The organism is Burkholderia sp. DN3021 (assembly GCF_049805555.1).
In the GTDB taxonomy this organism is placed as follows: Bacteria; Pseudomonadota; Gammaproteobacteria; order Burkholderiales; family Burkholderiaceae; genus Burkholderia; species Burkholderia pyrrocinia_C.
On sequence record NZ_JBNCAB010000030.1, the window covers coordinates 18752 to 34044 of the forward strand.

Consider the following 15293-nt stretch of genomic DNA (forward strand, 5'->3'; position numbering starts at 1 on the left):
CCATCCCGATACCCGATCGAGCCGGTCACGCGCGCTGCACGTCGAGCGTCGCGAGCAACTTGATGAAGTTGCGCTTCGCCCGATACGTCTTCCGGACCGCATCGAGTTCCATGTCGAATTCCGCCTTCTGTCGCTGCGCCGCCCGCAGCGCACCGATCGCCTGCACGACGCGAAACGCCTCGTCGTAACGCGCACCACCGGTCCCGCGTTCGACGGCGATCGGCAACAACCGGTGATACAGCGCGATCGCATCGGCAGGATGCGTCTTCGCGCGTGCGGCCGCCATCGCCGGCCATACGCCAGTCTCGACCGGGCCGCCGCCAAACGCGTCCCACGCCGCTGCGTCGTCCTTTTCCGCAAGCAGCAGCTTGACGAGTTCGGTGCGCGCCGAAGGCTGCCAGCCCCGGCGCGCGCGGCCGGCCCGGGTCGGCGCTTCCTGGCTCCGCGCGAGAGACAGCAGATGCGAAACCGCGCGCTCCCGCACGGCATCGCGTCGCTTCGTCACCTTTGCGACCTTCATCAACGCCGAGAATGCTTCCGCCGTTGGATGATCGTCGAAACGCTGCCACGCGAGTTCATCGGCCCGATCGAATTCGCGGCGACGCAAGTATTCGTCGATACAGAAGCCCAGAAGACGAAAATCGCGACGATCGCCCGCTTCGCGCAACCCGCGCTCGGCCCATGCCAGCCCTTCGTCGAAGCGGCCATGCTCCGCGCACAATTCCGCGATCTGCGCGAATCGGTACGACGCCGACAGATCCTTCGACCAGATGCGAATCAGCGCGTCGACGTCGCCGTCGTGCCTCGCCAGCGATTCCATCGCATGCTCGAGATTCAAGCGTACCGAATCGTACGAACGCCGATCGTCCCGCCCCGCCGGCAGCGGGGGCAGCGCGGCCCATTGATGCTCGACCAGTTCCCGATAGCGGCTCAATCCCGCGTCGCCCAGCGGTTCCGCATAGGCCGGCAGCACGCCGCGGAACGTATCCCACTGCCCGTCGACCTGCAGGCGGAACAGGCGTTCGGCCAGTTTCACCGGCTCCGGCCGCGTCCGGATGCACGCATCGAGATGCACACCGGCCAGTTCGCCGATGCCGGGCGCCACACTGCCGTCCGAGTCGTCGATCTGTTCGAGGCTCGCTTCAGCGTCCGCAATCGCCAGTTCCGCCAGCTCGACCACCTGCGCGGCATGGGGGCCCGCCAACTGCCGTCGCAGCATGTCGGCCACTTCGAAGAGGGCTTCTCCGTACGTGTGCGCTTCATCCCAGCCGAGCGGCCGCGACACACGCGTCAATTGCCGGACGGCGGCGCGCAGGCTTGCCACGTCGCCGGCATTCGCGGCACGTGCGTCGAACAACAGCCTGTCGCGCAATGACCGATCGCGCTCGGCCGCGTCGAACAGACAGCTCCGCAACGCATCCGCGTCGAGCGTCTCCAGGTAGTCGCGAATCAGTTCCGCATGGGTCTTGCGTTTGCGTCGCGGACGCGCCGGCCCGGGCGCGTCTTCGCGAAAGACCTCATCGCCGCTGTTTTCGAGCCACGACAATGCGACAGCCACTGCATGCTTGCAGAACGCACCTTCGTCGCCCACCGGGCAATTGCATTCGTAGTCCAGTGTGCCGTCGGCGCCCACCGCGAACTCGACACGATAACGATACGTGCCGCGCACGGTCGCCGACAGTTCACCGTTGCTTTCGGTCAGCCGCGAAACCGCGCCGTCGTGGAAATAGGCCTTGCCGCGTGCGAAGGACTGCGGATCGGCCAGCGTGCGGATTTTCGCGAGCGTGATGACATCGGAGAGGGAAATATTGCCTGCCATGGGCCGTGACATCAACTCGGTTCGATGCCGGAAATTATACAAATGCGCGTGGCGAACCGAGACAGGCGTACCCGCTCAATGCCGCGCGAAACGGATCACGCCATCCGCGTCTTCGCTACGCTTCAATTCCCCCGCGAGCCACAGCAGGTTCAAATGCGCGAGCGCCTCGCCGAGCGCGAACGTCATCTGGTGAATGTCGAGCTCGCGGCGGCGGAACATGATCGGCACGATGTCGGCCGCGCTCATCGGCTGCTCCGCGCACGCGACGCGCACTTCGTCGAGCCGCGCGTCGTGGTGCTCGCGCAGTTGCGCGATGCGCGTACGCACACCGCGGAACGGCTTGCCGTGCGACGGCAGCACGAGCGTGTCGGGCGCCATCGTCTCGTAGCGGCCGAGCGACTGCAGGTACAGCGCGAGCGGGTTCGCTTCCGGCTCGAGGTCGAACACGGACACGTTCGTCGAGATGCGCGGCAGCACCATGTCGCCGGAGATCAGCACGCCGTCCGCTTCGCTGTGCAGCGCGCAATGTTCAGGCGAATGGCCGTAGCCGGTGACGACGCGCCACGTGCGCGCGCCGATCGTCACCGCATCGCCTTCGCGCAGGCGCCGATAGCGCGGCGGCACGGCCGGCACGAGATCCGAGTAGTAGCTGCGGCGGTTGCGCAGCTTGTCGAGCGCGGCCGGATCGGTCAGCCCGTGGCGCGCGAAATGATCGGCGGCGGCCGCGCCGCCCGCGTTCGAGCCGTTGCCGGCCGCCATCAGGCAGCCGAACAGGTATTCACCGAGCGTCATCCACAGCCGCACGTTCCAGCGGCCCTTGTCGCCGCCGTCGCACAGCCAGTTCGCGAGGCCGAAGTGATCGGGGTGGCAGTGCGTGACGAGCACGCGCAGCACGGGCAGGCCGTCGAGATGCGTGTCGAAGATCTGCTCCCAGTGCGTGCGGATCGCGTCCGACGAGATCCCGCAATCGACGATCGTCCAGCCGGCCTGCCCGTCGATCTCGTCGCGCAGCAGCCACAGGTTGATGTGGTCGAGCGAGAACGGCAGCGGCATGCGCAGCCAGCGCACGCCGGGCGCGACCTCGAACGTGTCGCCCGCGGCGGGCAGCGTGTCGGCGAAGGGATAGTCGAGTTGGTGTTCCAGTGCGTTCATCGGTGGGGCGTCTCGTCGTTATCGGTGCGAATGCGCGCCGGCGGCAGGCCGCGGCGGGCGGTGCGTCGATTCTATCGCCGTCGCGCGAAACGCGTGCCCGGCGGCCGCCGGCCCGTCAAAAAAGTTCGTGTCAGAATCGGTTCCGTACCCGTATCTTTACGCGAAGATGCACCGAACGGCACCCAACGACGGATAACCCGCCGCTTGCCGGCCGGCCACGCGTCGCCGCAAAGTCTTTGATCCGCCCGCTTGGGCGCTAAAATGGCGAGTGCTTACAGTCCCTCCCGAACGAGCCTGCACGCAATGAATCACTTCCCCAAACTGCTGTCGTCGCAGATCGGTTTCGACGTCGCGCAGACGATGCTCGAAAACTTCGACCGCCACTACCGGATCTTCCGCGAAGCGGCCGTCGACGCGAAGACGCTGTTCGAGCGCGCCGACTGGCACGGGCTGCAGCGGCTCGCGCGCGAGCGGATCACGTCGTACGACGATCGCGTGCAGGAGTGCGTCGAGGTGCTGGAAGACGAATACGACGCGGAGAACATCGACGACGAGGTCTGGCAGCAGATCAAGCTGCACTATATCGGCCTGCTCACGTCGCACCGCCAGCCCGAGTGCGCGGAGACGTTCTTCAATTCGGTGTGCTGCAAGATCCTGCACCGCTCGTATTTCAACAACGATTTCATCTTCGTGCGCCCGGCGATCTCGACCGAGTATCTCGAGAACGACGAGCCGGCCGCGAAACCGACCTACCGCGCGTACTACCCGGGCACCGACGGGCTCGCGGTCACGCTCGAGCGCATCGTCACGAATTTTCAGCTGGAGCCGCCGTTCGAGGATCTCGAGCGCGACATCGCGTGCGTGATGCAGGCGATCCACGACGAATTCGGCCACTTCGATGCAGCACCGAATTTCCAGATCCACGTGCTGTCGTCGCTGTTCTTCCGCAACAAGAGCGCGTACATCGTCGGCCGCATCATCAATGCCGATCGCGTGCTGCCGTTCGCGGTGCCGATCCGCCACGTGCGCCCGGGCCTGCTCGCGCTCGACACCGTGCTGCTGCGCCGCGACCTGCTGCAGATCATCTTCAGCTTCTCGCACTCGTATTTCCTCGTCGACATGGGCGTGCCGTCCGCGTATGTCGACTTCCTGTGCACGATCATGCCAGGCAAGCCGAAGGCGGAAATCTACACGTCGGTCGGCCTGCAGAAGCAGGGCAAGAACCTGTTCTACCGCGACCTGCTGCACCACCTGTCGCACTCGAGCGACCGCTTCATCGTCGCGCCCGGGATCAAGGGCCTCGTGATGCTCGTGTTCACGCTGCCGTCGTTCCCGTACGTGTTCAAGATCATCAAGGATCAGTTCCCGCCGCCGAAGGAAACGACGCGCGCGCAGATCATGGAGAAGTACCAGCTCGTGAAGCGCCACGACCGCCTCGGGCGGATGGCCGACACGCTCGAGTATTCGAGCGTCGCGCTGCCGCTCGCGCGGCTCGACCATGCGCTCGTGCGCGAACTCGAGAAGGAAGTGCCGTCGCTGCTCGAATACGAGGACGACAATCTCGTGATCAAGCACCTGTACATCGAGCGCCGGATGACGCCGCTGAACCTGTACCTGCAGAACGGCACCGACGCGGACATCGAGCACGGCGTGAAGGAGTACGGCAACGCGGTGAAGGAGCTGATGAAGGCGAACATCTTCCCCGGCGACATGCTGTACAAGAACTTCGGCGTCACGCGCCACGGCCGCGTCGTGTTCTACGACTACGACGAGATCGAGTACCTGACCGACTGCAACGTGCGCCGCGTGCCGGCGCCGCGCAACGAGGAAGACGAGATGTCCGGCGAACCGTGGTATACCGTCGGCCCGCACGACATCTTTCCGGAAACCTACGGACCGTTCCTGCTCGGCGACCCGCGCGTGCGGGACGTATTCATGAAGCATCACGCGGACTTTTTCGATCCCGTGCTGTGGCAGACGAGCAAGGACAAGCTGCTGCAGGGCGAATTGCCCGATTTTTATCCATACGACGCGGCGCTGCGTTTTTGCGTGCGCTATCCCGCGCGCTTCGGCGCGACGGACCAGAACGACGGTGAAGGCGACGCGCAGCGCGCCGCCTGACGCCGGTTTCACCAAACCCGATATCGACCCGAGTTCCGAAAACGGAATCCACACCGATGAACACCCCAGTCAACCCGCTCTCGCACCTGTTCGACAACAACGACGCCTGGGTCAGGCGCAAGCTCGCCGACGATCCCGAGTTCTTCACGCGCCTCGCCGACCAGCAGGCGCCGGAATACCTGTGGATCGGCTGCTCGGATTCGCGCGTGCCCGCGAACCAGATCATCGGCCTGCCGCCGGGCGAAGTGTTCGTCCACCGCAACATCGCGAACGTCGTCGTGCACAGCGACCTGAACTGCCTGTCGGTGATCCAGTTCGCGGTCGACATCCTGCGCGTGAAGCACATCATGGTCGTCGGCCACTACGGCTGCTCGGGCGTGAACGCGGCGCTGCACAACCGCCGCGTCGGCCTCGCGGACAACTGGCTGCATCACGTGCAGGACGTGCGCGAGCGCCATGCGGCGCTGCTCGACGAATGGCCGGTGGGCGAGGCGCGCTATCGCCGCCTGATCGAGCTGAACGCGATCGAACAGGTCGTCAACGTGTGCCGCACGACGATCGTCAACGACGCATGGGCACGCGGCCAGTCGCTCACCGTGCACGGGCTCGTGTACGGCGTGCACGACGGCCGGATGCGCAACCTCGGGATGGCCGTGTCGAACTTCGAAGCGCTCGACGAAACCTACAAGCGCTGCGTCGCCGCGCTGACCGCTGGCGGCCAGCATGCGCCCGACAACGACATGGTCGCCGCCGATGCCGCGCAAATGAACGGAGTCGCGCAGGCGGTGGTCGATACCCTGAAGCCTTGCACGGACGCGGAGTAAGCGCGCGTTCCGCGTCGGCGGAAACGCAATGGCAACCTGCATCGAACTGACCTGACGCCGTCACCACGGCACTGCAAAGGAGCGGCGAACATGAAAACCGTACTGATCGTCGGCGCATCGCGCGGCCTCGGCCGCGAATTCGTCCGGCAATACCGGCGCGACGGCTGGAACGTGATCGCCACCGCGCGCGACGAAGCGTCGCTCGCCGCGCTGCGCGCGCTCGGCGCGCAAGCGCATGCGCTCGACATCGCGCAGCCCGAGCAGATCGCGGCGCTCGGCTGGAAGCTCGACGGCGAACGGCTCGATGCGGCCGTGCTCGTGTCGGGCGTCTACGGGCCGCGCACCGAAGGCGTCGAGACGATCGCCGCCGAGGATTTCGACGCGGTGATGCACACGAACGTGCGCGGGCCGATGCAGTTGCTGCCGATCCTGCTGCCGCTCGTCGAGGATGCGCGCGGCGTGCTGGCCGTCGTGTCGAGCCGGATGGGCAGCATCGCCGAGGCGACCGGCACGACCGGCTGGCTGTACCGCGCGAGCAAGGCGGCGCTGAACGACGTGCTGCGCATCGCGTCGCTGCAGACGCGCCACGCCGCGTGCATCTCGCTGCATCCCGGCTGGGTGCGCACCGACATGGGCGGCGCGCAGGCCGCGATCGATCCGGAAACCAGCGTGACCGGCATGCGCCGCGTGATCGCCGAAGCCGGCGCCGACGTGTCGCAGGCGAACGGCCGTTTCTTCCAGTACGACGGCATCGAGCTGAGCTGGTGAGCCGCGGTCACAACCGAGCGTCGTTAATTCCCGTTTCGCATGAATTTGAACCGACCTGACGCGTGCCCGTGCGGCGGCGCGTCCCCTGCTCCCGCCGGCAAAGCGCCGGCCCCGCGCTATGCGGCCTGCTGCGGCCGCTTCATCGACGGCGGCGAAGCCGCGCCGACGGCGCTCGAGTTGATGCGTTCGCGGTACAGCGCGTACGTGCTCGGCGCGACCGGCTACCTGCGCGCGACGTGGGCCGCGCGCACCTGCCCGCCCGATCTCGACACCGATCCCGAAGCGCCCGACGCGCCGCGCTGGCTCGGCCTCGCGGTAAAACGCCATGTGCCGCTCGACGAACGGCACGCGGAGGTCGAATTCGTGGCCCGCTACAAGGTTGGCGGACGTGCTTACCGGCTCCACGAGACGAGCCGTTTCGAGCGCGACGAGCACGGTTTCTGGCGCTATGTCGACGGCGAAGTAAGCGAACGCTGACAAATAGTTGCTGTGTCAGACGCCGGGTAATTCCCGCATTGCACAACCTGATTTTGTCAGGCTAGGATGGCCGTCAGATTGGTCATGTTGCATGGCAGGGCTTACGAATGGCGTTCAGCAAGGTATTGGTGGGATGGATGGCGGCCGGTGCGCTGTCGGCCGCTCAGGCCGGTACGCTGCCGAACGCAAATACGGGTGCCGGCACCGCAAGCGGGTCGCTCGCCCACGCCGAACGCTTCGATTACGGCGGCTCGAACCTGCCGCAGGTCGCGGCCGGCCTCAACGAACAGATCCTCCGCATTCCGGCCGATGCTTCGGGCGCCGTCACGCTCGAGGCGACGCTCTTCAAGCCGGACGGCCCCGGCCCATTCCCGCTCGTCGTCTTCAACCACGGCAAGAACACCGGCGATCTCCATCTGCAGCCGCGCAGCCGGCCGCTCGCGTTCGCACGCGAATTCGTGCGCCGCGGCTATGCGGTGATCGCGCCGAACCGCCAGGGCTTCGCCGGCTCGGGCGGCACCTATCAGCAGGAAGGCTGCAACGTCGGCAAGAACGGCCTCGCGCAGGCCGCCGACGTCGACGCGACGGTGCGCTACATGTCGCGCCAGTCGTATGTCGATGCGTCGCGCATCGTCGTCGCCGGCACGTCGCACGGCGGCCTCGTATCGGTTGCGTACGGCACCGAAGCCGCACCGGGCGTGCGCGGCATCATCAACTTCTCCGGCGGGCTGCGCCAGGACCTCTGCGACGGCTGGCAGCGCAACCTGGTCGACGCATTCGACCAGTACGGCGCACGCACGGCCGTGCGGTCGCTGTGGCTGTACGGCGACAACGATTCGGTGTGGACGCCCGGGCTCGTCGCGCAAATGCACGACGCGTACGTGTCGCACGGCACGCAAGCCCAGTTCATCGATTTCGGCCGCTACAAGGACGACGCGCACCGGCTGATCGTCGATCGCGACGGCGTGCCGGTCTGGTGGCCGGCCGTCAACGCGTTCCTCGAGAAGCTGAACCTGCCGACCTCGGTGCGCTACGCGGTCGCGAACCCGCACGAACCGAAGGCCACCGGCTATGCGGCCATCGACGCGGTCAACGCGGTGCCGTATGTCGACGAAGCCGGCCGCGAAGGCTATCGCCGCTTCCTGAACCAGCATCCTAGCCGCGCGTTCGCGGTGTCGTCGGAAGGTGCGTGGTCGTGGGCCGAAGGCGGCGACGACCCGATGGCGCTCGCGCTCGACAACTGCGCGAAACAGGGCGCGGGCGCGTGCCGGCTGTATGCGGTCAACGACCGCGTCGTGTGGAACGCAAACACGACGCAGACGGCCGACAACGGCGACGGCAGCACGCACGACGCCGATACGCACGCGCTGGCTTCGCGCTGACGCACGGCGGGCCGTACGCCGCGCCTTTTTCGCCTCCCTTCCCGCTTCCCGCCTCGTTCTTCCGTGCGCGATCGCATCGCGCCGTATTCGCGCGTTCGCGCCATCGCCTGCCGTTCCGGCAGCCTGCCCCCGGATTCCGCAGACCATTCCGCCGCCGCGGTTCGCGCGTGGCATCGCCCAGCTTTGCCGGCCCCTTCGATCCCCGATTTTTCGCGATCGCACCGTGCCCGTCCCGCGATTTTTTTCTGTCGGGGGGTGTCACTCTAACGTCGTTATCTGCGCTCATTTCAGGGCATCTGAACCGTACCGTTCCGAGCAGCCCCGAACTGCGCCGAACTCCCGCCCAGCAAGGCTTTGCGGCGTTTGTAACCGCTAGTGCAACGTGTCGCGGAACACGCTAATCTCAGCGCGTTTTCGAATCTGCCGCGCGGCATCCCGTCGATGCCGCGCGGCCGTTTTACCCTCCGGAGTAGCCTTGAGTACGCCAGCCACCGACGACTGGGTCGCGCGCAGCCTGCGCGCGGTCTGGCATCCCTGCACCCAGATGAAGCACCACGAGCGCCTGCCGCTGATCCCGGTCGCGCGCGGCGCGGGCGTGTGGCTGTACGACCGCGACGGCCGTCGTTACTTCGACGCAATCAGTTCGTGGTGGGTCAACCTGTTCGGCCATGCGAACCCTGACATCAACGCGGCGCTGAAGGACCAGCTCGACACGCTCGAGCACGCGATGCTCGCCGGCTGCACGCACGAGCCCGCGATCGAGCTCGCCGAGCGGCTGCATGCGCTCACCGCGCGCACGCTCGGCCATGCGTTCTTCGCGTCGGACGGTGCGGCGGCCGTCGAGATCGCGCTGAAGATGAGCTTCCACGCGTGGCGCAACCGCGGCCGCGCGAACAAGCAGGAATTCGTCTGCGTCGCGAACAGCTATCACGGCGAGACGATCGGCGCGCTCGGCGTGACCGACGTCGCGCTGTTCAAGGATGCGTACGACCCGCTGATCCGCCATGCGCACGTCGTCGCGTCGCCCGATGCGCGCGGCGCGCTGCCGGGCGAGACGGCCGCCGACGTCGCGGGCCGCGCGCTCGCGGACGTACGGCGCCTGTTCGTCGAACGCGGCGACCGGATCGCCGCGCTGATCGTCGAGCCGCTCGTGCAGTGCGCGGCCGGCATGGCGATGCACGATCCGTCGTACGTGCGCGGGCTGCGCGCGCTGTGCGACGAATTCGGCGTGCACCTGATCGCCGACGAGATCGCGGTCGGCTGCGGCCGCACCGGCACCTTCTTCGCGTGCGAGCAGGCCGGCGTGTGGCCCGATTTCCTGTGCCTGTCGAAAGGCATCAGCGGCGGCTACCTGCCGCTGTCGCTCGTGCTCACGCGCGACGACGTGTTCGCGGCGTTCTACGACGACGATACGACGCGCGGCTTCCTGCACTCGCATTCGTACACGGGCAACCCGCTCGCGTGCCGCGCGGCGGTCGCGACGCTCGACCTGTTCGCACGCGACGACGTGCTCGCGCAAAACGCGCGCAAATCGGCCGCGATGCGCGCCGCGCTCGCACCGCTCGATGCGCACCCGCAGGTGCGCCACCTGCGCGAACGCGGCACGCTGTTCGCATTCGACGTCGCGCTCGACGGCGACGCGGCGCGCGGCTTCTCGCGGCGCTTCTTCGAACGCGCGCTCGAGCGCGAGCTGCTGCTGCGCCCGATCGGCACGACCGTGTACCTGATGCCGCCGTACGTGATGAGCGACGACGACATCGCGTGGCTCGCGCAGCGCACGCGCGACACGCTCGACGCCACGCTCGCGGAGATCAGGTGATGAAACAGCCCCCACGCTCACTGCGTTCGCTGCCCCCCGAGGGGGCGGCAGCCGTCCACGGTCGGCTTTGCAAAGCCGACCGGCTGCACGGGCGCGGAGCGATGCTCCGCGAATTCCCCGCTACGCCCCTTGGGGCGGCCCGGCGGGAGGCAGCGACGATGCCCCTGCTCGACACGCTGCAGCGCGGCCTCGCCGATCTCGACGCGCAAGGGCTGCGCCGCGTGCGCCGCATCGCCGACACCGCGTGCGACGCGCGCATGACCGTCGACGGCCGCGAGATCGTCGGTTTCGCGAGCAACGACTACCTCGGCCTCGCCGCGCACCCGGTGCTCGTCGCCGCGTTCGCCGAAGGCGCGCAGCGCTACGGTTCCGGCAGCGGCGGCTCGCATCTGCTCGGCGGCCATTCGCGCGCGCATGCAAAGCTCGAGGACGAGCTCGCGGGCTTCGCGGGCGGCTTCTGCGACGCGCCGCGCGCGCTGTACTTCAGCACCGGCTACATGGCGAACCTCGCCGCGATGACGGCGCTCACCGGCAAAGGCGCGACGATCTTCTCCGACGCGCTGAACCATGCATCGCTGATCGACGGCATGCGGCTGTCGCGCGCGAACGTGCAGGTCTACCCGCATGCGGACACCGCCGCGCTCGCCGCGCTGCTCGAAGCATCGGATGCCGAAACGAAACTGATCGTCAGCGACACCGTGTTCAGCATGGACGGCGACGTCGCGCCGCTCGCCGAACTCGTCGCGCTGGCCGAACGCCACCGCGCATGGCTCGTCGTCGACGACGCGCACGGCTTCGGCGTGCTCGGCCCACAGGGCCGCGGCGCGCTCGCGGCCGCTGCGCTGCGTTCGCCGAACCTCGTCTACGTCGGCACGCTCGGCAAGGCGGCCGGCGTCGCGGGCGCGTTCGTCATCGCGCACGAGACCGTGATCGAATGGCTGATCCAGCGCGCGCGCAGCTACATCTTCACGACGGCCGCGCCGCCGGCCGTCGCGCATGCGGTATCGGCCAGCCTGAAGGTGATCGCGGGCGACGAAGGCGACGCACGCCGCGCGCACCTCGCCGCGCTGATCGAGCGCACGCGCGCGCTGCTGCGCAACACGCGCTGGCAGCCGGTCGATTCGCACACGGCCGTGCAGCCGCTCGTGATCGGCAGCAACGACGCGACGCTTGCGGCGATGCGCGCGCTCGACGCGCACGGCCTGTGGGTGCCGGCGATCCGGCCGCCGACGGTGCCCGCCGGCACGTCGCGGCTGCGCGTGTCGCTGTCGGCCGCGCATTCGTTCGACGATCTCGCGCGGCTCGAAACCGCGTTGATCGAGGCCAGCGAGGCAGCAGCATGACGGCCCCGCTCTCCCTTTTCGTCACCGGCACCGACACCGAAATCGGCAAGACCTTCGTGTCGGCCGCGATGCTGCACGGCTTCGCGCGGCACGGATTGCGCGCGGCCGCGCTGAAGCCGGTCGCGGCCGGCGCGTACGAACGGGACGGCGTCTGGCACAACGAGGACGCCGACCAGCTCGACGCGGCCGCGAACGTCGTGCTGCCGCCCGAACTGCGCACACCGTTCCTGCTGAAGGCGCCTGCCGCGCCGCACATCGTCGCCGCGCAGGAAGGCGTGACGCTCGACATCGACACGATCGTCGCGTGCCATCGTGAAGCGCTGACGCGCGCGGATATCGTCGTCGTCGAAGGCGCCGGCGGGTTTCGCGTGCCGCTGAACGACACGCAGGACATGGCCGACCTCGCGGTCGCGCTCGGCGTGCCGGTCGTGCTGGTGGTCGGCGTACGGCTCGGCTGCATCAGCCACGCGCTGCTGACCGCCGACGCGATTCGCCAACGCGGCCTCACGCTCGCGGGCTGGGTCGCGAACCACGTCGACCCCACGATGTCGTATCCGGACGAAAACGTCGCAACGATCCGCGACTGGCTCGCGCGCGAGCACCGCGCACCGCTCATCGGCCGCATCCCGCACATGGCGCCGGCCGCTCCCGAATCCGCCGCGGCGATGCTCGACATCGCCGCGCTCGTCGAGTCGCTGCGCGCCGCGCAGCATTGACCCAACCGATCCCCCAATCCCGCCCAGGACAGGAAAACGAAATGACCCAAGCCCAGACCGCCGCCGTGCAACCCGACGCGATTCCCGTGGCTGCACCGGCCCCGCAGCGCTGGCGCGTCGCCGACGTCGTCGCGCTGTTCGCGCTGCCGTTCAACGACCTGATCTTCCGCGCGCAGCAGGTGCATCGCGAGCACTTCGACGCGAACGCGGTGCAGTTGTCGACGCTGCTGTCGATCAAGACGGGCGGCTGCGAGGAAGATTGCGGCTACTGCTCGCAGTCGTCGCATCACGACACGGGCCTGAAGGCCGAGAAGCTGATGGACGTCGACACGGTGCTCGACGCCGCGCGCGCGGCAAAGGCGAACGGCGCGAGCCGCTTCTGCATGGGCGCCGCGTGGCGCAACCCGAAGGAGCGCCACATGCCGGCGCTGACCGAGATGGTGCGCGGCGTGAAGGAGCTCGGCCTCGAAACCTGCATGACGCTCGGCATGCTCGAGGACGAACAGGCGCAGCAGCTCGCCGACGCGGGCCTCGACTACTACAACCACAACCTCGACACGTCGCCGGAGTTCTACGGCCAGGTGATCTCGACGCGCACGTACCAGGACCGCCTCGACACGCTCGACCGCGTGCGCGACGCGGGCATCAACGTGTGCTGCGGCGGCATCATCGGGATGGGCGAATCGCGCCGCGAGCGCGCGGGCCTGATCTCGCAGCTCGCGAACCTGAACCCGTATCCGGAATCGGTGCCGATCAACAACCTCGTCGCGATCGAAGGCACGCCGCTCGAAGGCACCGCGCCGCTCGACCCGTTCGAGTTCGTGCGCACGATCGCGGTCGCGCGCATCACGATGCCGAAGGCCGTCGTGCGCCTGTCGGCCGGCCGCGAGCAGCTCGATGACGCGATGCAGGCGATGTGCTTCCTCGCCGGCGCGAACTCGATGTTCTACGGCGACCAGTTGCTGACGACCAGCAACCCGCAGACGCAGCGCGACCGCGCACTGTTCGAGCGCCTCGGCATCCGCGCGAGCCAGGCCGACGCGCTGTCGGGCAACGCGTAAGCGAAACGGCCGGCGGGCCGCGCCTGCGAGCGAAAAAAGCCGGGGCGTGCCCCGGCTTTTCTTCGCCCGATCGTCTGCGCCGCGTGGCCCTGCGCCTCGCGGATCGCGGTCTCCCCGACGCGCCAGCGTGCCGCCTTCGACGGCCGCGCCGCGTATGCGCGGCGGCCGCCGTGCACGTTACACGCGCGCTACACGCGCGCTACACGCGTGTCATACGTGCGACGCCGCGCCGTCGAGCGCCGCGCGCACCCGCTCGACGAGCTGTGCGTCGACGGGCGCCAGCACCTCGCCGCGCGGCCGCACGCCCGAGCCGAAATGCACCGCGCGCACGCCGGTGGCCCGGACGAAATCGCCGACCGCATCGACGGTGAGCCCCGAGCCGGCCAGCACCGTGCACGTCGCCCCTTCGGCCTGCCGCACCATCCGCGTGATCGTCGCGGCCGCGTCGAGCACCGACGGATGGCCGCCCGACGTCAGCACCGACGTGACGGCCGGCACGCGCAGCAGCGCGTCGAACGCGGCGTTCAGGTCGCGCGACACGTCGAATGCGCGGTGGAACGTCAGCGCGCGGCCATCCGCGGCCGCCGCGATGCGGGTCAGCGCGCCGAGATCGACGTCGCCGCGCGCATCGAGCGCGCCGAACACGACGCCGTTCGCGCCGGCCGCGACGGCCGCGCGCACGTCGCGTTCGATCACGCGCAGGTCGTCGGCGTCGTAGACGAACGACCGGCTGTGCGGACGCACGATCACGTTGACGGGAATCGGCACGGCGGCCACGACGGCCTCGATCAGGCCGACGCTCGGCGTCAGCCCGCCTTCGGTGATTGCGGTCACGAGTTCGAGGCGGTCGGCGCCCGCGCGGGCGGCGGCCTTCGCATCGCCGACGGTCGTGGCGATCACTTCGAGGAGGACGGAGGAAGCGGCGTTTCGGTTCATCGGCAGCTCGCGATTCGTCAGGACAATTCGCGCATCCTAGCCGAGCGGCGCGACGGGCGCCAGCGTGCCGGCCGCCGCGCGTATCAGCCGCGCCGCACGAGCCAGACGCCGGCCAGCGCGGACAACGCCGTCGCCACGGCACCGGGCGCGAACCGGAACATCCGCGCGTTCACGTCCACGCCCTGCTGCTGCATCACGTCGACGATCCCGGGCGACAGCAGCAGTGACGCCCAGCCCATCATCCCGAACGCGGTGGCCGCAGTCGCGACGAGCAGCGCGATGCCCGCGCCCCGCGCACGCGGCCGGAACGCGCCGGCGAACGCGCCCGCGGCGAGGAGCGCGGCCGAAAACGCGAACAGCACGGCGACGAAAACGAGCATCGCCGCCGTATGCCCGATCTTCATGAACGCGACCATCTGCGCGGCGATCACGCACATGCCCGCGATCGTGAACAGCACGACCGCCAGCGCGTTGCGCACGAAGCTCACGCGAGTGCCTGGCGGAAATACGCGGTCGCGGGGCGCCGGAACAGCAGGTAGACGAACAGCGCGAACAGCAGGAAGCCGGGAATCAGCACCGCGAACATCGACGGCGGCATGTTGACGAACGAGAACGCGAAGCCGAGCACGGATGTCGCGACGTACGCCTTGCGCGACCACTCGCGGCCCTTGAGGATCGCGATGCCGATCACGACGTTCGCGGCTTCGATGATCACGCTGATGCCGAGCGTCGCCCAGACGGGCAGCAGGTAGTGCGACAGCAGCGCCTGGGTGGTCGGCATGCCGATCGAGAACGGCGTATAGACGCACGTGATCGCGTTGGTCACGATGATGATCCACGCGAGGATGGTCAGCGAAATCGGTCTTTTCATTGTG

The 15293-nt window shown here is 68.3% G+C and carries 14 protein-coding genes; 9 read left to right on the plus strand and 5 right to left on the minus strand.

What is annotated here, in order from left to right; all coding sequences use genetic code 11:
- Window positions 1-25: 25 nt before the first annotated feature.
- The gene (locus ACPUER_RS16790; RefSeq protein WP_425131622.1) at window positions 26-1819 is read right to left on the minus strand and encodes an SWIM zinc finger family protein; all 1794 of its coding nucleotides are present in this window, start codon (window positions 1817-1819) and stop codon (window positions 26-28) included.
- Window positions 1820-1894: 75 nt separating this feature from the next.
- The gene (locus ACPUER_RS16795) at window positions 1895-2971 is read right to left on the minus strand and encodes an MBL fold metallo-hydrolase (RefSeq protein WP_425131623.1); all 1077 of its coding nucleotides are present in this window, start codon (window positions 2969-2971) and stop codon (window positions 1895-1897) included.
- Window positions 2972-3274: 303 nt separating this feature from the next.
- On the opposite strand from ACPUER_RS16795, the gene aceK reads away from it, so the two are divergent.
- The 9 genes from aceK to bioB all read left to right on the plus strand — a co-directional run bounded on the left by aceK (window position 3275) and on the right by bioB (window position 13482).
- Entirely contained in the window at window positions 3275-5092 is a 1818-nt protein-coding gene (gene aceK, locus ACPUER_RS16800; protein ID WP_425131624.1) for a bifunctional isocitrate dehydrogenase kinase/phosphatase, read from the plus strand.
- A 56-nt stretch (window positions 5093-5148) separates the two neighbouring features.
- On the plus strand, window positions 5149-5916 hold the full coding sequence (gene can, locus ACPUER_RS16805) for a carbonate dehydratase (protein ID WP_175963788.1): 768 nt from the start codon (window positions 5149-5151) through the stop codon (window positions 5914-5916).
- Between the two features lie 90 nt (window positions 5917-6006).
- A complete protein-coding gene (locus ACPUER_RS16810; protein ID WP_175963787.1) occupies window positions 6007-6684 on the plus strand; it encodes an SDR family oxidoreductase in 678 nt (225 codons plus the stop codon).
- Between the two features lie 39 nt (window positions 6685-6723).
- Window positions 6724-7161: a YchJ family protein gene (locus ACPUER_RS16815; protein WP_175963786.1), complete on the plus strand. Its 438-nt coding sequence runs from the start codon at window positions 6724-6726 to the stop codon at window positions 7159-7161.
- Between the two features lie 107 nt (window positions 7162-7268).
- Window positions 7269-8543, plus strand: a complete 1275-nt coding sequence (locus ACPUER_RS16820; RefSeq protein ID WP_175963785.1) for a dienelactone hydrolase family protein — start codon at window positions 7269-7271, stop codon at window positions 8541-8543.
- Between the two features lie 475 nt (window positions 8544-9018).
- Window positions 9019-10362, plus strand: a complete 1344-nt coding sequence (bioA, locus tag ACPUER_RS16825; protein ID WP_425131625.1) for an adenosylmethionine--8-amino-7-oxononanoate transaminase — start codon at window positions 9019-9021, stop codon at window positions 10360-10362.
- A gap of 158 nt (window positions 10363-10520) precedes the next feature.
- Complete coding sequence (bioF, locus tag ACPUER_RS16830; protein ID WP_425131626.1) at window positions 10521-11705, plus strand: 8-amino-7-oxononanoate synthase; 1185 nt, start codon at window positions 10521-10523, stop codon at window positions 11703-11705.
- Complete coding sequence (gene bioD, locus ACPUER_RS16835; RefSeq protein WP_310135420.1) at window positions 11702-12421, plus strand: dethiobiotin synthase; 720 nt, start codon at window positions 11702-11704, stop codon at window positions 12419-12421. Before bioF ends, bioD begins: the two co-directional genes overlap by 4 nt.
- 41 nt (window positions 12422-12462) lie before the next feature.
- Window positions 12463-13482: a biotin synthase BioB gene (gene bioB, locus ACPUER_RS16840; RefSeq protein ID WP_425131627.1), complete on the plus strand. Its 1020-nt coding sequence runs from the start codon at window positions 12463-12465 to the stop codon at window positions 13480-13482.
- Between the two features lie 210 nt (window positions 13483-13692).
- Here bioB and ACPUER_RS16845 read toward each other — a convergent pair whose 3' ends face one another.
- The 3 genes from ACPUER_RS16845 to ACPUER_RS16855 form a co-directional block, all read right to left on the minus strand.
- The gene (locus tag ACPUER_RS16845; RefSeq protein ID WP_175963781.1) at window positions 13693-14418 is read right to left on the minus strand and encodes a copper homeostasis protein CutC; all 726 of its coding nucleotides are present in this window, start codon (window positions 14416-14418) and stop codon (window positions 13693-13695) included.
- An 83-nt stretch (window positions 14419-14501) separates the two neighbouring features.
- Entirely contained in the window at window positions 14502-14906 is a 405-nt protein-coding gene (locus tag ACPUER_RS16850) for a hypothetical protein (protein ID WP_175963780.1), read from the minus strand.
- A complete protein-coding gene (locus ACPUER_RS16855) occupies window positions 14903-15289 on the minus strand; it encodes a hypothetical protein (RefSeq protein ID WP_425131628.1) in 387 nt (128 codons plus the stop codon). The genes ACPUER_RS16850 and ACPUER_RS16855 overlap by 4 nt, the downstream gene beginning before the upstream one ends.
- Window positions 15290-15293 lie beyond the last annotated feature (4 nt).